21 protein-coding genes and 2 pseudogenes are annotated in these 20,233 nt (G+C 61.9%); 5 read left to right on the forward strand and 18 right to left on the reverse strand.

All coding sequences use genetic code 11. From position 1 onward, the window contains the following. Window positions 1-48: 48 nt before the first annotated feature. Window positions 49-1,035, reverse strand: coding sequence for a DnaJ C-terminal domain-containing protein (locus tag ACSQ36_RS27685; protein WP_436184437.1), 987 nt, complete (start codon window positions 1,033-1,035; stop codon window positions 49-51). Window positions 1,036-1,367: 332 nt separating this feature from the next. Here ACSQ36_RS27685 and ACSQ36_RS27690 point away from each other — a divergent pair, with 332 nt between their 5' ends. Both ACSQ36_RS27690 and ACSQ36_RS27695 read left to right on the forward strand, forming a co-directional pair. Beyond that, window positions 1,368-2,513, forward strand: a complete 1,146-nt coding sequence (locus ACSQ36_RS27690) for a fatty acid desaturase (RefSeq protein WP_436184438.1) — start codon at window positions 1,368-1,370, stop codon at window positions 2,511-2,513. 318 nt (window positions 2,514-2,831) lie between these two features. Further along, window positions 2,832-3,230, forward strand: a complete 399-nt coding sequence (locus ACSQ36_RS27695) for a hypothetical protein (protein WP_436184439.1) — start codon at window positions 2,832-2,834, stop codon at window positions 3,228-3,230. Window positions 3,231-3,240: 10 nt separating this feature from the next. On the opposite strand, the pseudogene ACSQ36_RS27700 reads toward ACSQ36_RS27695, so the two are convergent. The 3 genes and pseudogenes from ACSQ36_RS27700 to ACSQ36_RS27710 all read right to left on the reverse strand — a co-directional run. Further along, a pseudogene (locus ACSQ36_RS27700) lies at window positions 3,241-3,435 on the reverse strand (DNA-binding response regulator); the annotation flags it as partial. A 31-nt stretch (window positions 3,436-3,466) separates the two neighbouring features. Beyond that, a complete protein-coding gene (locus ACSQ36_RS27705) occupies window positions 3,467-4,789 on the reverse strand; it encodes an ATP-binding protein (protein WP_436184440.1) in 1,323 nt (440 codons plus the stop codon). Window positions 4,790-4,995: 206 nt separating this feature from the next. Next, window positions 4,996-5,310 carry a DUF4148 domain-containing protein gene (locus tag ACSQ36_RS27710; protein ID WP_436184441.1) on the reverse strand — a complete coding sequence of 105 codons (315 nt, stop codon included), beginning with the start codon at window positions 5,308-5,310 and terminating at the stop codon, window positions 4,996-4,998. Window positions 5,311-5,727: 417 nt separating this feature from the next. Here ACSQ36_RS27710 and ACSQ36_RS27715 point away from each other — a divergent pair, with 417 nt between their 5' ends. Together ACSQ36_RS27715 and ACSQ36_RS27720 are read left to right on the forward strand one after the other, a co-directional pair. Further along, window positions 5,728-5,913 carry a DUF3563 family protein gene (locus tag ACSQ36_RS27715; RefSeq protein ID WP_213765422.1) on the forward strand — a complete coding sequence of 62 codons (186 nt, stop codon included), beginning with the start codon at window positions 5,728-5,730 and terminating at the stop codon, window positions 5,911-5,913. A 26-nt stretch (window positions 5,914-5,939) separates the two neighbouring features. Next, window positions 5,940-6,389, forward strand: coding sequence for a TerB family tellurite resistance protein (locus ACSQ36_RS27720; protein ID WP_213765423.1), 450 nt, complete (start codon window positions 5,940-5,942; stop codon window positions 6,387-6,389). Window positions 6,390-6,714: 325 nt separating this feature from the next. Here ACSQ36_RS27720 and ACSQ36_RS27725 read toward each other — a convergent pair whose 3' ends face one another. The 14 genes and pseudogenes from ACSQ36_RS27725 to ACSQ36_RS27790 all read right to left on the reverse strand — a co-directional run bounded on the left by ACSQ36_RS27725 (window position 6,715) and on the right by ACSQ36_RS27790 (window position 19,063). Next, entirely contained in the window at window positions 6,715-7,410 is a 696-nt protein-coding gene (locus tag ACSQ36_RS27725) for a 4'-phosphopantetheinyl transferase family protein (protein WP_436184442.1), read from the reverse strand. Window positions 7,411-7,512: 102 nt separating this feature from the next. After that, window positions 7,513-7,979 (reverse strand): annotated as a pseudogene (locus tag ACSQ36_RS27730) (DDE-type integrase/transposase/recombinase); the annotation flags it as partial. A 42-nt stretch (window positions 7,980-8,021) separates the two neighbouring features. Continuing rightward, entirely contained in the window at window positions 8,022-8,354 is a 333-nt protein-coding gene (locus tag ACSQ36_RS27735; RefSeq protein ID WP_436184443.1) for an ExbD/TolR family protein, read from the reverse strand. Window positions 8,355-8,467: 113 nt separating this feature from the next. After that, window positions 8,468-9,289: a class I SAM-dependent methyltransferase gene (locus ACSQ36_RS27740; RefSeq protein ID WP_213765425.1), complete on the reverse strand. Its 822-nt coding sequence runs from the start codon at window positions 9,287-9,289 to the stop codon at window positions 8,468-8,470. Between the two features lie 448 nt (window positions 9,290-9,737). Further along, window positions 9,738-11,102, reverse strand: a complete 1,365-nt coding sequence (locus ACSQ36_RS27745; protein ID WP_436184444.1) for a DEAD/DEAH box helicase — start codon at window positions 11,100-11,102, stop codon at window positions 9,738-9,740. A 142-nt stretch (window positions 11,103-11,244) separates the two neighbouring features. After that, window positions 11,245-11,571: a DUF4387 domain-containing protein gene (locus ACSQ36_RS27750; RefSeq protein ID WP_436184445.1), complete on the reverse strand. Its 327-nt coding sequence runs from the start codon at window positions 11,569-11,571 to the stop codon at window positions 11,245-11,247. Further along, window positions 11,568-12,923 (reverse strand): acyclic terpene utilization AtuA family protein, encoded by a 1,356-nt coding sequence (locus tag ACSQ36_RS27755; RefSeq protein ID WP_436184446.1) that lies wholly within the window; start codon window positions 12,921-12,923, stop codon window positions 11,568-11,570. The genes ACSQ36_RS27750 and ACSQ36_RS27755 overlap by 4 nt, the downstream gene beginning before the upstream one ends. A gap of 69 nt (window positions 12,924-12,992) precedes the next feature. Next, window positions 12,993-14,267, reverse strand: a complete 1,275-nt coding sequence (locus ACSQ36_RS27760; RefSeq protein ID WP_436184447.1) for an alpha-hydroxy acid oxidase — start codon at window positions 14,265-14,267, stop codon at window positions 12,993-12,995. Then, the gene (locus ACSQ36_RS27765; RefSeq protein WP_436184448.1) at window positions 14,180-14,854 is read right to left on the reverse strand and encodes an RraA family protein; all 675 of its coding nucleotides are present in this window, start codon (window positions 14,852-14,854) and stop codon (window positions 14,180-14,182) included. The genes ACSQ36_RS27760 and ACSQ36_RS27765 overlap by 88 nt, the downstream gene beginning before the upstream one ends. 10 nt (window positions 14,855-14,864) lie before the next feature. Beyond that, on the reverse strand, window positions 14,865-15,899 hold the full coding sequence (locus tag ACSQ36_RS27770) for a C-terminal binding protein (RefSeq protein WP_436184449.1): 1,035 nt from the start codon (window positions 15,897-15,899) through the stop codon (window positions 14,865-14,867). Window positions 15,900-15,915: 16 nt separating this feature from the next. Beyond that, the gene (locus tag ACSQ36_RS27775) at window positions 15,916-16,686 is read right to left on the reverse strand and encodes an amino acid ABC transporter ATP-binding protein (protein ID WP_436184450.1); all 771 of its coding nucleotides are present in this window, start codon (window positions 16,684-16,686) and stop codon (window positions 15,916-15,918) included. Then, window positions 16,683-17,492: an ABC transporter permease subunit gene (locus ACSQ36_RS27780; RefSeq protein ID WP_436184451.1), complete on the reverse strand. Its 810-nt coding sequence runs from the start codon at window positions 17,490-17,492 to the stop codon at window positions 16,683-16,685. Before ACSQ36_RS27780 ends, ACSQ36_RS27775 begins: the two co-directional genes overlap by 4 nt. Next, a complete protein-coding gene (locus ACSQ36_RS27785) occupies window positions 17,489-18,196 on the reverse strand; it encodes an amino acid ABC transporter permease (protein WP_436184452.1) in 708 nt (235 codons plus the stop codon). The genes ACSQ36_RS27780 and ACSQ36_RS27785 overlap by 4 nt, the downstream gene beginning before the upstream one ends. 39 nt (window positions 18,197-18,235) lie before the next feature. Then, the gene (locus ACSQ36_RS27790) at window positions 18,236-19,063 is read right to left on the reverse strand and encodes a transporter substrate-binding domain-containing protein (protein WP_213765434.1); all 828 of its coding nucleotides are present in this window, start codon (window positions 19,061-19,063) and stop codon (window positions 18,236-18,238) included. A 146-nt stretch (window positions 19,064-19,209) separates the two neighbouring features. Between ACSQ36_RS27790 and ACSQ36_RS27795 the strand changes: the two genes are divergently transcribed. Further along, window positions 19,210-20,130, forward strand: coding sequence for a LysR substrate-binding domain-containing protein (locus ACSQ36_RS27795; protein ID WP_213765435.1), 921 nt, complete (start codon window positions 19,210-19,212; stop codon window positions 20,128-20,130). Window positions 20,131-20,233: the final 103 nt, after the last annotated feature.

Below are 20,233 nucleotides of genomic sequence, written 5' to 3' on the forward strand. Positions count from 1 at the left end.
CACCAACGTGTGTCAATCCGCTACTCGCGACCCGAAAAGATGATTGTCTTACGCGCGTGGCGGAATGGCTTGCGTTGCCCGACGCTCTGCGTCCGCAAAGATCTCGCGTAGCCTTTGCCGCTCGTTGTCGGTCAGATGTGAAACCGCTGCCGGCATCGTGAGCGTCAGTTGCAGTGTCAGGTCGCCGCGCGAGCCGTTGCGGTCCGTGAGCCCATGCCTGAGCAGACGGATCGTGCTGCCCGGGTGCGCGTTCGGCGGAATCGTCAGCCGCAGCGCGCGGCCCAGGATTTGCGCTTCGATGCTGCCGCCGAGCGTGGCCGTCACGAAATCAACCTGAACCTCGCAAGCGAGATTCAGCCCGTTGCGACGAAAGGCCGAGCCGCACGCAATCACGACCGAGAAGGTAGCGTCGCCCGGAGAACCGCCATTGGGCCCGGGATGGCCCGCGCCTTCGACGACGAGACGCTGACCGTCCCACGCACCCGGGGGAATCCTGACTGTCTCGGACTTCCGGTAGGTCGTGGCAGCCCTGCCGAGACACGTTGGACACCCTTCGCTCGCCAGTGGGCGCCCGGCCCCCATACAGGCGGTGCAGCGCGTTCCCGAGACCGACTGGCCGCTGCCGCCGCAGCGCGCGCACGGCGAGACTCTTTCCTGACATTGGGGACACGGCCCGTCTACCGGGTAGCTCACTTCGACTTCGCCACCATGGATCGCCGCTTCGAGCGGCACAAAGAGTCTGACCAGACAGTTCGCGCCGCGCGCCGGCGGGCCGCGGTATTCGCGTGACGGGGCGGCTTTGCCGCGGCTCCCGGCCGACGCCGCCATCGGGCTGGATGCCCGCGGCTCACGCTTGCCGATCAGAACCTCGAACGCCTCCTGAACGCGCTTGAATATCGGCTCAACGATTGATTCGTGCCCCTTGTTGCGGTCGGGATGGTACTTTGCCCTCAGCCGTCGGTATGCACGCGTGATGTCCGTCGGCGACGCAGTGTCCGGCAGTTCCAGTCGCCTGTAATATTCTTCGAGGCTCACGCGTTTCCCCCGGTTTCTTTTTTGAAAGCGTAAGTCTATCAAGACGGAAACGAAAGGACTGCTGTTGATGACAGGAGCGTGTCAGTGCCGACGTACTCCTCAATGCCGCGCACACCCGCTCGCTACCTATAGCGCTGCTGCCATCTGAAATCGCATCGATCAGCCGACCGGCGTAATGACCTGCCGTCAGCGTCAGCGGCGCGGCGACATGCTGAATTTTCCCCCTCGACAATTAGCGTCGAATTATCTTCTCATCAACAGGACCGGCCTAATTCCCTGCTCATAGAGACGGCCTAAATTGCCTCCGTGATCAACAGCCCCTGTTCGAGAAAATGGCCGAATACTTTGACGAAGCGCATGCGCGGGAAATCGCATCGCTGGACGCAACCTTCGCAGCGCGTACGGAATGGCCTACGTGGCTGTTGATCGTGCTGATTCATGGCGGGTGGCTCGCGGTCGTGCTGTGCGTGCATAGCGGGCTGCTGTCGATGATGGCCGCGACGCCGTTACTCATCGTGTTGTGCACGTGGCACATGTCGCTTCAGCACGAACTGCTCCACGGTCATCCGACGCGGTCCGCCCTCGTCAACAAGTTGCTCGGCAGTATCCCGCTTGCGATCTGGTATCCGTACGCGATCTATCGCGACACGCACATCGCGCATCATCGCGATGAGAGTCTCACCGAGCCGAACGTTGATCCGGAGAGCAACTACGTGCTCCCCGAACAATGGATGAATGCACCGGCATGGCAACGTGCGTTATGGCGCATGCGCAAGAGTTTCGCTGGCCGCCTGATTGCCGGTCCGCCGCTGAGCGTCGTGACATTGCTCGCGGGGGCTGTTAATGAATGGCGACGCGGCGACCGGCGTTATGCGTCTACGTGGATCATCCACGCGGCGCTCGTAACCGTGTTGCTTGCGTGGCTGCAGTTCTTCGCTGGCATAGCGTGGTGGCACTACCTGCTGGCGGTGACATGGCCTGCGCTCTCTCTGGCGATGATTCGATCGCTGTACGAGCATCGTGCCGTTCGCGAGCCGAAGCACCGGACGGTCATCAACGAAACAGGACTGCTGATGCGGCTTCTGTATCTGAACAATAACTACCACCTCGTGCATCATGATCTGCCGCATCTGCCGTGGTATCACCTGCCTCATGCGTATCGGATTCGGCGCGATGCTTACGCGACGAAGAACGGCGGCTTCGTGATCCGAGGGGGATATTGGGAACTGCTCAAACGTTTTGCGGTGCATGAAACGGATTTTCCGGTGCATCCACGACTGGTCGGTACCGTTGCAGAACGTCGCGCGCCGCAGCGCGCCGAGCCGCCTGAAGTAGTCGCGTCCGAGGGTACGAGCAAGCTCGCCGTCCCGCTTCGGCCAGACGGGGACGATGGGCTCGTTGTAGCGTTTGCCAAAGATCGTGAGCCGCCACGCAAGGCACTCCGCGGCGGCGGGATAACCACCGGCCATGCTGCCTGAATGAGGCCTGGCTAACCTGACGGTAGCTCCCAGCTCACGCTCGCAAGCTCGTTCGAACAGTCGCATAATCGAACCGCCGCCCCGGCGTCAAGCCCTTGCACTGCGATCTTCGCCAAAGACGGGGGCCCCTTCGGCCCGTAGTAAGCGCCAGCCTCAGCCGCGTGTGATCGCTTGCCGGTCAGGTTGACTTCACGCTCTGATCGGGAGTCAAATAATCAACGTATTGCGTATCCGTAATTTCCATCTAATTTTCGACTGGCATTCTGCGCACCATGCCTGAATGTTCCATATGTTCTGCCTGCCAAAAAGGGGATAGTGATGAAACTCAGATGGACCGCTATGGTGATCGCAATAAGCACGAGCATTTTGATGTCCGGATGCGCCACGCCTGTTGAACGAGCCAACGAGAAAAATGACCTGCTGGCGGCGGCGGGCTTTCATATCGTCCCCGTGACGACCGATCAACAACGCTTGCAGTTGGAGACGTTGCCACCGAATCGCGTCGTCCAGAAGACGAAGAACGGAAAGGTTATCTTTCTCTACGCGGACCCGTATGCATGCGGCTGCCTTTATATTGGCGACGAGAATGCGTGGGATAGCTACAAGCGGGAACAGCTCCAGCAAAACTTGATTAACCAGGAGCGCATGAACGCGGAGATGAATGAGAATGCGGCATGGAACTGGAGCATGTGGGGTCCGGGCTGGTGGGCGTACTGACGCGCCACTAGTCGACCGCATTGCGGTCCACTTCCTTACCCCAGCCGTATAAGCGGTCTTCCAGTTGATCGCCCGGCAGGATCATTGCGGGGCGCTCGAGAAACGCCAGCATCAACGCTAATTCCCACGCCGATAGCATCGACGTCACGCCATTGCAGCATAGCGTGCGCCTGTCGAGATCGAGATTGAGGGAATCGTCGCCGAGGCAGAAGAAAATCAGAAGCGAATGAAGTCGTTCACGAGGCCGACGATGCTGACGGAAATCCGATCGACGCGACGATTCCCGACGGCCCGTCATGGCGATTCCGAAGACTCGCCGCGCCGCCATATTTATTCGTGATCGCCTTGACGATCGACAGTCCAAGGCCGCTGCCCTCGATTTGCGTATTCGCTCGAAAGAAGCGGTCGAACACCCGTGGCAGCAGTTCTTCCGCAATCCCGGGCCCTGTGTCGGTCACCTCGATCCACACCATGTCCGCGCGTACCTGCACGCTCAGATCGACCTTGCCGCCATCCTGCGTGTAGCGGACCGCATTGCTGACCAGGTTGCGCACGGCGATGCCCACATCGGCTTCGACCGCGCACACAAACGCATGGTCCATTTCGTCAGCGCCGATGTCGATGTCGCGCTTCATCGCGATTGGCAATACTTCGGCCACTGCGTTGACGACCACGGCGGCCACGTCCACGCGCGTCAGCGCATCGGCTTGCAAGGCCGCATCGGCACGCGCAAGCCTGAGCAGTTGCGCGATCAGACCACCACTGCGTGCGATGCCACTGCGCAGTTCGCGAAAGCGCTCCCGGTTGTCGGCAACGATAAGCGGCTGCAGATTGTCCGCCTGCAATTGAAGCGCGGTGAGCGGTGTGCGCAGTTCATGCGCGGCGTCGGAAATGAACTTTCGTTCCGACTCGATCGATTGTGCGAGCCGATCGAACATCAGATTGATCGAGTCGATGAAAGGACGTATTTCGATCGGCACGCCCGATCTCGACAAGTGCTGAAAATGACTGACGTCGATCTCCTGCACTTGCGCACCCAAACGATTCAACTTGCGCAACGAGCGACGCACGACAAGCAGCACGGCAATCCACACCAGCGGCACGAGTACGATCATCGGCCAGAGCGTATTGAATGCACGTTCCTGGGCAAGCTCGCGCCGCACAGCCGAGCGTTGTGCGACCTGAATCACCATCGACGGATCACGCAGCGTGTAGATGCGCCACTCCTCGCCGCCAACGGCTGTGGTCACGAAACCCGCCGGCGCCTCGCGCGGCAGCGCCAGGGACGGTTCGGTCGACCGGTAAGGCGTGGTCTGATCGCCCTTCCAGATCGTTATGAAAATGTCGCCCTCCGGTTGCGAGCCGCGCGCGGGAATGGCCGGCAGCGAATCCGCGAAGCCGCTGCGCATGCGCACGGCGACCTGTTCGAGCCGAAGGTCGAGCAACGCGCTCATGCCCGCTTTCGACAACTGATACGAACTGACGCCCTGCACCACGCCGACGATGCTAGCCAGCACGCAAAGTGCGAGGACAAGCTGGTTTCTTAGAGACTTGATCATGGAGACGCAGAAAAAGTGTTTCGTACAACGGGTGATGCATGGACACCGGGACACTCAGTGCAAGAGACGGGCTTTTTTTGTAAAAGCGATTCTACCCCCGCGACCGGGCGCTTTCTGGCGTCGAACGACGGCAAAGGCGCGCAGCCTTTGCTGCGCGCCCACCGTTTGCAACGAGCGATAGAGAAATGCTCTGGTTTGACAATCGCTCAGTGCTTGATATAGATCGACTTCAAGCCGACGTTGTTCAACAAATAAATCCCGGTATCGCTTTGCGATGCGCCGTCGGCGACACCGCCATAACCGGCGGATGCGTCGTCTTGCTGGCCGGCGCTTGTGTCGGCAGCCTGAATTCCCGCGGTGCAATGCGTATGGTCGCCGGCGGTGTTGTAGCTGGCCTGTTCGAATGGCGCGAGTTGAGCCTGCACTTGCGCGCGAGTCATCAGCTCATTCGACTGGGCGAACGAAGCAATCGGGAATGCAAGAGAAACGGCAACGGCAACGGTTCGGATCAGCGATTTCATGATATTTCCCTCCAGATGTGTTTTTTGCTCATTCGGTGAGTCAGGTGTTCTCTGCCATGGACTTCACTTTAAAGAAGAAGAATTAGCGAAGAATGAGCAACCGTTTGAACGGGAGTCAGCGGGTCGGATGAAGGCCCACGAAATAGCCGTCACCGGCGACAGCACAGCCGAGATCAGGGAAAGTGCGACGGCGGTTGTATGAAACAGGCGGTGGATTACAACGTGATTCATTCTCGGAGTGCTGAGCATGCAGCTCATTTTTTCCTAATTCATGGCGCCTACGATTCGTTCGTCGATGCACAGGTTCAAGTTCGAACCGCCAGTCAGACGCGAAAAAACGCGTTTGGCACGCATAGGACTGAAGCGACGATGCGGACCGCCGGCCCGACATGCGTCGCGCCACTCAAGGAGCGCATCATGTTTTCTGCACTTTCCGCAAAACTGGGGTCGTTGTTCGCGCCTTCTCACTACGAGAAGTGCGAAAAGTATCTGGGGTCATCGTCCGATCTCGTGGACCTCGAACGCCGCATGCGTCATCTCGAACGCGGAGGCTATCCGTTCAATCTGCATTCGAACGTCATGCCGCGCGACAACGAACGGTGAACGATCAACCGACAAGGAGAACAGACATGCGTCACTATCAATGCGACAGCCCTGAAGCCGCAGCACGCATCGTCGCGGCCTGCTTACTGTCAGACGGACACGTAGGCGCGGACGAGATCGAAGCGCTCGATCGCCACGGCATCGAACAACGATTGTCGTTGCGCCCGCGTCAGTTCCTGGCCGTCGTGCAGACGCTGTGCGAAGACCTGACTTGCGCCGCCTACCTGAATTGGGGCGACACGTGCAGGCTCGATCCCGTCATCGTCGCGCAGCTCGCGGCCGACGTGCAGGACGGGAAAATGCGGCATGAAATCATCTGGCTATGCAAGGAAGCCATTCATGCGGACAAGCATATCTCAGAGGGAGAAGCCGGATTTCTTCGCCTGCTGCGCGCTGCGTGGGAATTGCCGGGCCACGCGGATTGGGCGCGTCCACGCGAGGTGATCAGACTCGGGCGTGCATCGCGAGTGAAATGACTGAAATTTCGCGAGATCCGCGTTCACGGTGATGGCACATCGTGAATAGAAAGAGCGAAAATATCGGCTCCACGCCGAGCCGAACTGCTCCCCCCGGGCGCGTCGTGCCACTACGCGCTGGACCAAGGCACAGGCCGCTGACGCCCGATAGTCCGGGGTCTGGCAGCGGCCGCTACATTCGCCGCTGACCGGCCGCCACGACTCCTTTACCAATGACCCTCAACTCTCGGCAGCACACCAATAACCCCTATTTAATTAGTTATCCGATACATCTACTCGCAGGCGACGAGTAACCCGAACGACTGGGCGCCACGTCCTCCTTCTATCATGCGAGGGTTTTCGCCGACCACGCCACGCATGCGGAATAAGCTTCTGGCGCGGCGATCCAGCGCGCAGCAATCTCGCGCATGTCATCCGGAATCGCATTGCGTAGCGTCACCAGCGTGCTGTCGCGCGGCAGCACCGCCAGATGCTGTAAGCCGCGCGTGATGCCCACGCCCGTCGTTTTGACGAGCGCTTCCTTGGCGACCCACGCGTCGTAAAACGCGGCGCTCTGCGCTGCGGTATCGAGGCGCTCGATCCATGCCGCTTCGCGTGCGTCGAGCGTCAATGCCGCGATCGAACGCCAGTCGAATCTATCGCTGTGATGCTCGATATCGACCCCGACACGCCGCTTGAGCGACATCGCGATGAGCCCATGTGCGCCCGCATGCGATACGTTGAAGTCAAGCATGCTGGAATCGGCCAGATGCGGGCGACGGTTTGCATCTAACGAGAACCGGACCGCGTGTGCCGCCATGCCGAGATACCGCGCAAGTTGCTCGCGCAGCGCCACGCGCACGGACGCGAACCGAAGCGCATCTTCGTGGCGGCGAAAGTTGCCGGCTCTCACGTGTTCGTCGTCGCTGAGCGCTGCAAAGGCGGCATCCTCCAGCGACGCGTCAAAAGCGAAATCGACCCGCCACAACGAAACATCGGACGGGCCGTCATGCGGTAGCGGAACAGGTTCGATGGAATGCATCGCGGGTTCGGGCCTCACACGTGAGGGTTGCAAGGAATAGGCGCGACTGGCTTTGTCAACTTGCCGAGAGTGAGACGGCACGGCGGTAGATACGTCTACTGGTCAGAAAGCGGTCGATGGATTTTGGCCGAGTTCGGCGAATTCACGCCAAGCAATGAACCGGGCGGCGAGTTGTTTGCGACAAAGTGAAGCGCGCGGCATATGCCGCTTGAGCGCGAAATGTTACCGGATCTGCCCGAAGCACGACAGAAATTTCTGCGTGCGTTTCAGGTCGCGAAAGCCGCGCATGTGCCGCTCGCGCTCGCGTGTTGGTCGGTTGGTGGCTATTCTCGGCGCGGTTGTTCAGCCGAGCTGGCGCTTTGACGAACACGTGCGTCACGTTCGCAAACTCCGGGATCTCGGCTGTAGCAGCCGGATAGCTGCGCAACTGATCGGTGACGATCTTGCGCGGCACCGGGCTCGAACGCAGCACGCTTGAAGAAGCGTTTGGCGGCGGCCTTGTCGCGCCGCTTTTGCAACAGGATGTCGAGTTCGGCGCCATGCTCGTCGACCGCACGCCACAGCAGGTACGTTCGCCGCGTAGCGCCACGCCCGCGCTCAGCGGCGCGTGCTCAAGCGACAATACCTGCCGATGCTGTGGGAGCGGAGCATGGAACGTTCTGGTCGGCCTGAAGCGACAACGCGACATCAGGATCGGCTTGCTTGAGCGCTTTCAATTGGGTTTCGACGAGAGGCAGCGCCACCGCGCGTTTATCGAAGAATACGGCGCCCCTGGCATCGATGCCGACCGTCACCGGTCGCTTCTGCTCGGGTGGCGCAGTCGCTGCAGTCTTGGGAAGATTGACGCGCACCGCATTGTTGAGCAGCGGTGCGGTGATGATGAACGTCACCAGCAACACCAGCATCACGTCGACCAATGGAGTGATGTTGATTTCACTGAGCACTTCGCTGTCGTCACTGGTCGTCGAAAAAGCGATTGTGCAATTCTCCTTTAGAACATTTGATCATGGCGCCGGCTACGTTCGAGCCGGCGCAGGTTCGCCACGCGTGGCGACGCTTACGCCGAACTGTCCGACCGTCCCGACACCTCCCGCGAACGCCGCGCGATCAAGGCATGTCCCTCGACGATTTCCTCTATCGCGCCGTCCTCACGCGCGTACCTGGCCAGCTCCGCGCGAATCTCCGCGGCCAGTTCCTGCTGCGCCTGTATCCCGCCATGCCAGGCTTTCCCGAACGAAAGCGCTCGATCGACGAAATGCTCCAGTGGCGTGATTCGCTGCTCTATCACCGCAATACGCTCCAGGTGATCGAACGCCGAATCCAGCAAGACCGTTTCGTCGGAAGCGGCCGACTTTCGTTCGGCCCGCGCAGGGTCATCATTGCCATAGCGATCAAGAATGCGCTCGAAAACCGGGTACCAGACGTTCTGAGGGACTGTCGGAACGCTGGTGTGATAAAGGGCCACCGCCCCCCCGCTCTCGATCAGCCCGTCCAGCACGCGGAGCGTCTCGACACGATCAGTCCAGTGGAACGAACGGCCGAACGTCGTGAGCCTGAAATGGCCAAGACGACGATCCAGGTCGTAGGAACTGCCTCGAACGAATTGAATGACAACGCCGGCGCGCGCGGCGTTTTCGGCCGCGACCCGGAGCATTTCCGCTGACGGGTCGAGCGCGGTCACCGCGCGCGCATACGGCGCCAAATCGATCGCGAGGAAACCTGGACCGGTGCCGAGATCGAGAACGTCGGCATTGCGGTCGAGACCGATCAGGTCGGCCACCCGCCGGCTAAGCAGCGCCGGATAGCTGGACCGGCCTGTCGTGTAGTACCGCGCCGCATTGTTGAAGCGGTCCGGATAAAAAGCTTTCTGTTCAGACATGTCGGTGAACGGTTGAGTCGTGCCGCGAACGGACGCAGGGTGTATGGCAGGCAGCGTGTCGTACTTGCGACCCGCGACGCCTGAATGGAGTATTGAGAACGTTACACAAACCCCATGCCATCCGCGACCAATGGCGTGCCGCCAGTGCGGAGGAGCGCCAATGCTTCTGTGGCGCCGACGCAGCCTCATCCGTGGTCGGCACACATATCATGCGTGGTGAGCGTGACTCCCACCTGCTTGCTGCAATCGGCGCAACCTGCTGTTGCCACACTGCTGCGATCTCAGCAAACCATGTGACGCAAGCATGCGGCCGCAGGCCGGGAGGAGCTACAAGCTGGGATTGTCGCGCTCTCCCTGCCGGTTTCACTCCTTCCCGATTCCCCGATTCCCCGATTATCAAACCCGCGCGATTGAGGCTTGGGTCGCCTTCGCCAGCGCGACCACCTCACTACCCACGTGAAGGTCGAATTCGTGGACGCAACGGGGACACGCTTGTGCCTTTACCCGCATCCACAGCGCGTTGCACCGCAGGCTTGCGTTTGTTCTCGCCACTTTGCGGGCGCGGTTGTTTGCTGAGCACCTGCATAGCGCCCGGCGCAGCTTGCGGCATTTTGGGCTTCTTAGGCTTCTTGGGTTTCTTGATTATCTGTCCCGTCGCGCTGGTTTGCGGCACGCGGTGTTCGGCTTCAAAACCCGGCTCTTCTTCACGGGGCAGCGTTTGCCGGATCAGCGCTTCGATCGCGGCCAGTTGCGGCGCTTCATCGGCACATACAAGGGACACTGCTACACCGCTGGCGCCCGCGCGGCCGGTGCGGCCAATACGATGCACATAGTCTTGCGCCACGATCGGCAGATCAACGTTGATCACCAGCGGCAGGTCGTCGATATCCAGCCCGCGCGCAGCCACATCGGTGGCTACCAGCATACGTACTTCGCCCGTCTTGAAGCGCTCCAGCGCACGCAGGCGCGCGGGTTGCGGTTTGTCGCCGTGGATGGTGTCGACCGCATAGCCCGCTTCGTCCAGCATGGCCGCCAGATAATCCACGCCATTGCGGGTTTTGACGAACACCAGCGCGTGCTCCCAGTTGTTCTGAGCCACAAGGTGCATGAAGAGCTCAGGCTTGTTCTTTTTATCCACCGGCACCACCCACTGCTTGATCTTGCTGGCCGTGGCATTGGGCAAGCCGACACTGATGTTGACCGGGCCGCGGAGAACGGCCGCCGCCATGGCGCGGATATCATCGGTAAACGTGGCAGAGAACAGCAGGGTCTGGCGCTGAGCCGGCAAGGCAGCAAAGACGGCGTTGAGTTCGCGCTCAAAGCCCAGATCCAGCATGCGGTCGGCTTCATCCAGCACGAGCGTTTGCAGTTGATCAAACTGCACTGCGTTCTGGCGATTGAGATCCAGCAAACGGCCCGGCGTGGCAACAAGCACATCCACGCCTTTGCGCAACTTCATCATCTGCGGGTTGATACTCACACCGCCGTAGGCGGCCAGAAATCGTAAGTCGAGGCCTTTGCCGTAATCGATAAAGCTTTGCAGCACTTGTTCGGCCAGTTCGCGCGTGGGCACCAGCACCAAAACGCGCGCGCGGTTGCTGGACACCGCCGGGCCGTGTTGCACCAGCCGTTGCAATAGCGGCAGCGCAAAACCCGCCGTTTTGCCAGTACCGGTCTGTGCCTCGGCCATGACGTCCTTGCCACTGAGCACAGCAGGAATCGCCTTGGCCTGCACTGGCGTAGGTGTCTGGTAATTGAGGTCCTGCAGATTACGCAGCAAGGGATCGATCAGGCCAAGCGAGGCAAAAGACATTCACGTATTCCGGGCTAAAACCGCATTTTAGCCGTGACCGCGCTGATTGCAACGCACAGACAACAGAGCTGAGAAGCGTGCGTACACTTCAGAGCGTGGTGTTGCACGCATAAAGCGGTAGTGTCGGTCCTCCAGGCGTTAATTACCGAGACAACGGAATCGCGAGGTCGAGCAGCGGCGCGTGTTGCTGGCAGCCGTACATGTCGGATTCGCCGAGACGTCCCTGGGGCAGTTGCCGGCGCATCGTCACCTTGATCGCCTGCCCACGCGGCACCGCGAAGATCGACGTGATCGCGCTTTCTGTCACGCCGAATAATTCGGCCATTGTGGCCTTGTTGAAGCGCCCTGACTTCCAGACGGTGTCGAAATGGGCCGCATCCTCGAACATCACGTCAAACGTGAGCAGAAAGGGACCGGCGTTCTTGCTGCGTATCACCGTTGCGAGTGACGAAAGCGGAACGGACGTCATGGCGTGAGCACCTCGTGTTGGATTGGAAACAGCGCTGTTGGAGATGCCGCTTTCAACAGATGGTAGGCAGAAAACTCATACACCGGCCCCGCGTCGATTTCCGACGGCGAGTGCGGAAACGCGAGGTTTCCCGCCGTGTTGTATTGCCCCGGATAGCTCACATGCAGGAGCGTACCGCTGATGAAGTGCGCCGCGGCATGCGCGAGCGACTGCTCGTGCGCGACCGCGTCTATGACGAGCCCGAGTTCATGGCTCGCCGGCTTGCGCACGGTCTCGAGGCCACGCATCACCCCATCTCGCCCGTAGACGTGAAATTGGACATCGAGGTCCGGTGCGTCGAAGTAGGCGAGCGCCGCGGACTTCGCATCGGCAAGCAGCGTGTCGATGCGCGCAATCATCGTCGGGCAGCGTACGCCCGCCACCGTGACCGTGCGATAGCCCCGCCGGCGCGCACCTTCGAGCTTGACCCAGTAGTCGTCCGAGCCGATGAAGCGCGAGCCGGTGACGCGCACTTCGCGCTCGCTGATCTGCGTGAAGTCGCACGCCGACAGATCGAGTTCATGGCCGGGACCCGCCTGCAGGAACGGATTTTCGCGCTCGTACAGGGTATGGGCCGCCACCGAGGTCAGCGATGCACGACGCCTGAGGCTCCCCGGTTCGAGCGTGAAGCCCTCGGCGTCGATGGTACCCATCATCACGTCCGTGCCGTGAGGCTCGGCGGAGAAGGCGCCGCATTCGAGGATTTTCCCCATGTGAATGGCGAGCCCCGGATCAGCGCCTTTCCAGATCGGAAACGCGGCAATCACGGAATCGTCGCAGGCGCGCCCGGCGATGATCACATCCGCGCCATGTTCGAGCGCATCGACGATCGGCTCGTGTCCCATCTGTGCGACGATCGCATCGCTTGAGCGCGCCTCGTCGGCGCTCAGTTCCCAGCCAGCCTCGAAGTCACGCACCTCGCCGCAGTCAATGGAATCCGCGACCACGCTCGTCGGGATATCCGCGTAGATCCATGCAAGCCGCACGCTCAGCGCATGCGCTGCGACGATCTCGCGCACGATCCGCACCACTTCATCCACGTGAGTGCGCGTGCCCGCACCGCCCGCGCTGCCGACGATCACCGGAATGCCCGCCTTGCGTCCCGCCAGGATCATCTGCGTGAGTTCGCGGCGGATGCTGATCTCCGACACCAAAGCCTCGCCGGAGCCAAGATAATGCGGTCCCGGATCGGTCGATCCCGCGTCGACGGCAATGACATCGGGCTGCATCGACATCGCGCGTTCGAACGCATCGTCGGCGAATCCATAACCGAGCGTGCAAGTGGGCGTAAGCACCCGGATTGGCTTGTTCATGCGTTGCCTCTTCGTAAGTGAACCAGCAGGAGCGCTGCGCCGCCTCGCCTCGCCGGCGCGCGCGGCGAATCAGTCGCGCAACAGTTCCAGGTTCCGGACTTCGTCGATCCGGTTAATGCCGAGCAACCCCATGTTCGTGCTGACTTCGCGCTTGAGCATCGCGAGTGCGTGCGCAACGCCCGCCGCGTCCGCCGCGGCGGCCGCCATCAGAAACGGGCGCCCCACGAACACGAAACGGGCACCGCAGCGGATCGCTTTCAGTACGTCCGAGCCGCGCCGCACCCCACCGTCGTACATCAGCACGAGCGTGTCGACGCGTGCAGCGATCGCTTCGAGCGCGTCGAGCGAACCGATCGCGCAATCCACCTGACGGCCGCCGTGATTCGACACGATGATGCCGTCGACACCCGCGCGCTCGGCCACCACCGCGTCCTCGGCCGACAGCACGCCCTTCAACACCAGCCGCCCCGCCCAGCGCCGCCGGATGTGATCGATATGGGCCCAGCTGAGCGCACCGCGTCGTCCGATGTCACGCACCAGCGTGCGCGAGAACACCGGCGGCCCCGCCACGGCGTCCATGTTCTCGAAACGCAGCGGCCGGTTCGTGAGCAGGCTCGGACCCAGCACGCGCCAGCACCACGATGGCCGGCTCAGCGCCTGCCATGCGAGTTGCGCGCTCGGTTTGACTGGCGAGCGGAAACCCTGCTTCTCCGCGTGTTCGTGCTGACCGTGTACGGCTGTATCGACGTTGATCACCAGCGTGTCGAAACCGGCCTTCGCAACGCGGTCGAGCATGGGATCGATACGCGCCTGATCGCCGGGGAGATACGCCTGAAACCAGCTCGCGGGTCCCGCCGCGCGCACCACTTCGAGCGGCGTCAGCGACGCGCCGCTCAGGATGAACGGCACGCCGGCGTGCGCGGCGGCGCGTGCCAGCACCTCGTCCGCGTGCGCCGCCGCCATCCGGCTGAAGCCCATCGGCGCGATGCCGAACGGGCTCGCATACTCGACGCCGAAAAGGGTCGTGCGCAAGTCGCGCCGTTCGATGTCGACCAGCACGCGCGGCAGGAACGCGCGCGTCTCGAAACCACGCAGATTGCGTCGGTGCGCGGCGCCATCCTCAGACCAGCCGGACACGTACGCATACATCGCGGCAGGCAGCCTGCGTTTCGCCACGCTCGCGAAATCGTTCAGGCACAGCACGTCGCGCAGGCACGCGGGCAGCTTCGTCGCCTCGGCCACGCGCGCATGCATCGCTACAGCGGGTCGTCCGCCGGCGCCTGCGCCTGAGGCAGCGAGAACATCTTGCTGATCGACACGCCCCTGCGAATTCCATCGATCCATTGCGCCTCCTTGAGCAAATGCGCTTGTGCCGCCTTGAGCACTTCGCCGGCGATCGCAAGCGGCACGATCACGACGCCGTCGTCGTCGCCAAGCACGATGTCGCCCGGATTGACGGGTACGCCCGCCACCGCGATCGTGGTGTCCACGTTGCCGCCAAAGCCGTGATGCGGACCCCGCGGCACGATCGAGCGGCAGAACATCGGAAATTGCAGGCGCCGCATGTCGGCCACATCGCGGATCGCGCCGTCGATCACCGCGCCGCCGAGGCCTCGCTGCATCGATTCCTCGGTCATCACGCCGCCCCACACGGCGACGTCTTCAGCGCCGCCCGCATCGACGACCAGCACCTCGCCGGGTCGCGCACTACCGATCAGATTGCAGATCGGACCGCAGTCGCCGACCATCGTCACGACCGTGCGCGCCTGGCCGCATAGCCGCGCGCCCAGAAAAATCGGCTTGATCGGCGAGACCATGACCTGCGTGCGGTTCATGCAGTCGGAGGCCACCGCCGCCGGGATCTGGCGCCAGTGCGCCAATACTTCAGGAGCCAGCAAGGGGAAACTGATTTCGATCTGGTGATAAGCCATGGAGGTCGCTTTATCGAGGGGTTGAGGACGCGGCGTCTTGCCAGCCCGGATTGACGTTGTTGCGCAGTCGGCCGTGTACCAGATAGTCGACGAGCATCTCGGCGGAAAACGTGCGCATGTCGAGGTAGCCGGCTTCCGAATAGAACGCGGCATGCGGCGTGATCACCAGCCGGCCCGCAAGCCACGGTTCATTCGCGCGCCATGCGTCGAGCAGCGGTGGCGCCGGCACCGGCGGTTCTTGCGGCAGGACGTCGAGGCCCGCTGCCGCGAGGTGTCCCGCGCGCAGCGCGCGATACACCGCGTCGACATCCACCAGCTTGCCGCGCGCGATGTTGATGAGGATGCCGCCGGGCTTCATCGCCTGCAGTTGCGCATCGCCGATCATGTTGCGCGTCTCGTCGCTCAGCGGGACGTGCAGGCTCAAGACGTCGGCGCGCGCGAGCAGCGTGTCCAGCGACTTGACGCGTTCGTAGCCAAGCCCGAGCTCATGCCCTTCCGGCACGTGGGGATCGAAATAGACCACGTGCATGTCGTGGGACGCGACCCGTCGGGCGATCGCGGTGCCGATGCGGCCCATGCCGATTGCACCGAACGTACTGCCCCGCAGACGCCGCACCACCGGCACGTTCTCGGCTACGAACCCGCGTTCGAGATCGGCCTTCAGGCGCGCCTCGTAGGTGCCGAGGCCGCGTGCGAGGAACAGCATCATGGCGATCGCGTGATCGGCCACTTCCGTCGTGCCGTAGTTCGGGACGTTCGACACCGGGATGCCGCGCTCGCGGCAAGCCTGGACATCGACGTTGTCAAAACCCACGCCCACCCGCACGATCATCCGGCAGCGCGCGAGCCGGCCGACCAGATCGCGTGTGATCTTCATGCGGTGCCACACGAGAATCGCGTCGCATGATGCCCAGGCGTCGTCCGGGATGCTGGCCGGATCGGTTTCGTCGTACACCTGATAATCGATGAGCGCGCCCGTCACGCTTCGTTCAACGTCGAGATCGCGCAGATGCGCGTCGGGTACCAGTACCTTGAGTGGCGACACATGTCCTCCGGTTGAATTACGCCGCGGTGCGCGACAGGACTTTCCCGAGAAAGCTCCTGAGACGCAGATCGCCTGGCGCATGAAAGATGTCGGCTGGCGGCCCCGACTCCACGATCGTGCCGCGGTCGGTAAAGAACACCACGTCGGCGACTTCTTCGGCGAAGCGCATCTCGTGCGTAACGAGCACGCAGGTCATGCCATCGCGGCTCAGATCGCGGATCACCGCCAGCACTTCGCTGACCATTTCCGGATCGAGCGCGGCGGTCACCTCGTCGAAGAGAATGATGGCCGGTTGCATCGCGAGCGCCCGCGCGATCGCGACGCGCTGCTGCTGGCCGCCGGAAAGCTGCGCGGGATAGGCGCTTTCCTTGCCGGTCAGATGCACCCGCGCCAGCAGTTCGAGAGCGCGCGTCCTGACCTCGTCGCGCGACTCGCGCAACACCTGAACCGGCGCCATCATGATGTTTTCCAGTACCGTGCGATGCGGGAACAGGTTGTATTGCTGGAACACCATCGACACCTGGTGGCGCAAGGGAACGAGGTCGCGCTCGCGGCGTAGCTGCTCGACGGCGAATGCGCCGACGCGAATGGTGCCGCGATCGACCGGTATCAGGCCGTTCAGGCAGCGTAGCAGCGTCGATTTTCCGGAACCCGACGGGCCGATGATGCAGGCGGTCTCCCCCTGGCGGATCGACATCGAAACCCCTTTGAGCACCTCGGTGCCGCCGAACGACTTGTGCACATCCACGAGTTCGATCAACGGGGCCTTCTGCTGGATCACGTTCATGACTTTTCTCGCATCTGGCGTTCGAGGCGGCGGCTCAGTGTCGCAATCGGAAAGGCGAACAGGAAGAACAGTAGCAGTACATAAAGTTGTACCGCCGTGGCATAGCGCGAACCGTCGCTCGCCGTGATGGTATTGGCCACCGAGAGCACGTCCGACGTACCCGTGACGACCGCGAGACTGCTGCCGATGAAAAGCATCGCGAACACCGTCATCATGTTCGGCAGGATCAACGGAATCGCCTGCGGCACCACCACGTACCGCAGGATCTGGTTCTTGCGGTAACCCAGGGCGCGCGCCGATTCCCATTGCCCGCTCGGAATGGCGTCGATACCGCCTCTCAGCACTTCGGCCACGTTCGCCGTGACCGGTAAGGAGAGGCCAACCACTGCTTTCACGAACGGCGAGAATGGAATGACGATGCCGAACACCGGTATGTAGAACGGCAGCAGATACAGCATCGCGTAGAGTGCGATCAGCCACGGCGTATTGCGCAGCAGATTGACGACGCCGACCGACAGCGCCCGCATGAACCGCACATTGGCGATCGTGCCCGCGCACAGAAGCACCCCCGTCATGAGAGACACGATGATCGCCGCCACGCTCATCAGGACGTTGGCGCTGAACCCGCCGCCGAAGCCATGAAAGCCGGGCGCGCCGGTGAGCAGCATGCCGCTGCGCGCGGCCAGCAAGCCGAACGCTTCGCCTGTCGTCCGGCCGTACGAGGCGACGAGCGCAGCCAGCAGCAATAACGGCACGCCTACCATGCCGTAGACGAACGCGCGGGTCTCGGGCTTCATCGTGTTCATATTCCGTACCCCGGAATGCGCAGCGCGTTGCCGATGCGCCCCGCCACAATCGACGCAAACGACGCCAGAAGCAGATAGATGACCCATACCGTCAGCATCACTTCGAGATTGCGGAAGTTCTCGAGCGAGATCTGTGTTGCGTAGTACATCACGTCGGCCACCGCGACGAACGCCGCCTGCGATGATGTCTTGATGAGACTGACGATATTATTCGTCATCGGGACGGTGGACAGGCGCATCGCGATTGGCAACTGGATATGCCAGAAGGTCCGCAGGCGCGTGTAGCCAAGACTGCGTGCGGCTTCCACGGTCGCGTGCGGCACCGAGTGCAGACCCGAACGCACGATCTCGACCGCAATACCGCCGTTATAGAGCGCAAGCGACAGCACCATGCACGTGAAGCCGCTGAACACCGGGATCTGTTGGCCGGTCGCGAGGTTGTGCACCGAGAGTCCCAGTTCGGAGAGCGTGAAGTACAGCACGAAGAGTTGCACGAGCGGCGGCGTGTTTCGCAACAGCTCCACGACGACCGTCGTTAGCGTTTCCAGCACCGGCACGCGGAAGAAGATCATCGCCGCGCCCACGATGCCAATGACATACATCAACGCGATCGCGCACACGCACATGGCCACCGTCGTGCCGATGCCGCGCAACAGCCACGTCTGGTAGAGCGGATCTGCGAGCCAGCTTAAATCGAGCGTCATGGATTTACCGTCGCACGCCTTCTGATCGGGCTCACCGGCTTACTTGGCCGATGCCTGCGTCTGCTGTTCGACCACGAATTTACTCGTGCCCATGTTGTAGCTCTTCTCGGCGTTGACGAGGACACCGGCGGCCTCCGCTTTCTTGATGGCGCCATTGAGCGCCGCGAGGAAGGCCGGTTCATTCTTGCGTACACCACCGACGATGGGCACAAAGTCGTAAGCGTCCAGCGCGATCTTGTCCTTGTCTTTCCAGCCCGGTTCGGACACCTTCAGCGTCAGGTTCGGGCCGTCGTAAGCGATCGCCTCGCAGCGGTCATCCTCGAAGGCCTTGTACATTTGCGCCGTGCCCGTGAAGAGCACGGTGTCCGCACCGAGCTTTTCCTGCAGCGCGCGGTTGTACATGTTGCCCTGACTGCCGCACACCTTGCGGCCCTTCAGGTCATCCCACTTCGCGATGGTGGTGTTCTTCGGCGCGAGCAGCACCATGCCCGCCATCATGTAGTACGGGTCGGTGAAGTCGATCACCTTCGCGCGGTCGGGGTTTTTCCCGAGCGTCGCGAAGATCACGTCGATGCGCCCCGCGTTCAGCAGTTCGATCCGGTTCGATGCCACCACCGGCACGAATTCGATCGCGGTGTCCGAGCCGAACAGATCCTTCGCGACGTATTTGGCGAGGTCCACCTCGAAGCCGATCTCCTGACCCTTGTTGTCGAGATAGCCGAACGGGACGTAATCGTTTCGAATGCCGACGATCAGCTTGCCGCGTGCCTTGACCGTCGCCAACTGGTCGGCGTGCGCCGCCCCCGCCAGGCAACTGCACATGACCGCGAACATCACGAGACGGACCCACCACGACGGCTTCGACATTAACTTCTCCCGGACAGATGAGGTGTATTCGGCGTCCCATGCGGCAGGCGGCATGTAGCGTGCTGCTATTTTTCATCGCGTGACTATCAGCGTCAAATAGGACAAAATTCACTTCTTATAAGCTGACCTTATCCGGAGAAGGCGCCGTGAATGTCCGTCAACTGGAGTCGTTTCAGGCCGTGATGACCGCTGGAAGCCTCACCGCGGCTGCCGGCATGCTGAGCGTTTCGCAGCCGGCAATCAGTCAACTGATCGCGCAGCTCGAGCGAAGTTGCGGATTTTCCTTGTTCACCCGGGCCGGCACGAAGATGCGGCCCACGCGCGAAGCGGACGTGCTGTTTGCTGAAGTGCAGCGCATGTTCATTGGAGTGGGACGCGTCGCGAATATCGCCAAGGCCTTGCGCGATCAAACCTGGGGCGCGCTGAGTGTCGCCTCGTTTCCGGTACTGACGCGGCGCGTGCTGCCGGACGTGGTCACGCGTTTTTGCGCGGAGCGGCCGGACGTGAAATTCAGCATCGAGAGCATGCGCTCCCGCTCGCTTGTCGACGCCGTGGCAACACAACAAGTCGATTTGGGATTCAGCGTGCTGCCAGGGGACCGGCCGGAAGTGGAAAGCACCTACCTCTGCACCATGCGCGGCGTGTGCATTCTGCCGACCGGTCACCGCCTTGCCAAGCGGCGCCTGATTCGCGCAAAAGATCTGGATGGCGAAGCATTCGTCGCCCTCGGACCGCAGGACCATTCGCGTTTCCTGATCGACAAGATTTTCGAGGAGGCGGACGTGGAGCGCCGTATCCAGATCGAGGTCGGACAGTCAGAGACCGCCTGCGCCTTCGTCGCCAACGGCGTGGGCGTGGCAGTGGTCGACCCGATCAGCGTGTACAACAATGCAGGCGGCAAGTTCGCGGTATGCGCATTTGAGCCGAAGATGGAATTCGACATCTGGTTGATTCGCTCGAAGACGGCGCGGCCGTTCGCACTGATCGAAACGTTCTCGACATACGCATGCGCGCATATCCTGAAGCTGAAGGATGAAGCAATCGACATGTTGCACAGGCGCGGTTGACGGCACGCGCTTCAGGGCACGCGCTTCAGGGCCTTCATCCGATCCGCTGTTCTGTGCATCTGTCTGCGCCGGTACGGGCCACAGAGCGTATTCCGGCAAGTGA

The sequence above is a fragment of the Caballeronia sp. LjRoot34 genome (assembly GCF_964253815.1).
Classification (GTDB): Bacteria; Pseudomonadota; Gammaproteobacteria; order Burkholderiales; family Burkholderiaceae; genus Caballeronia.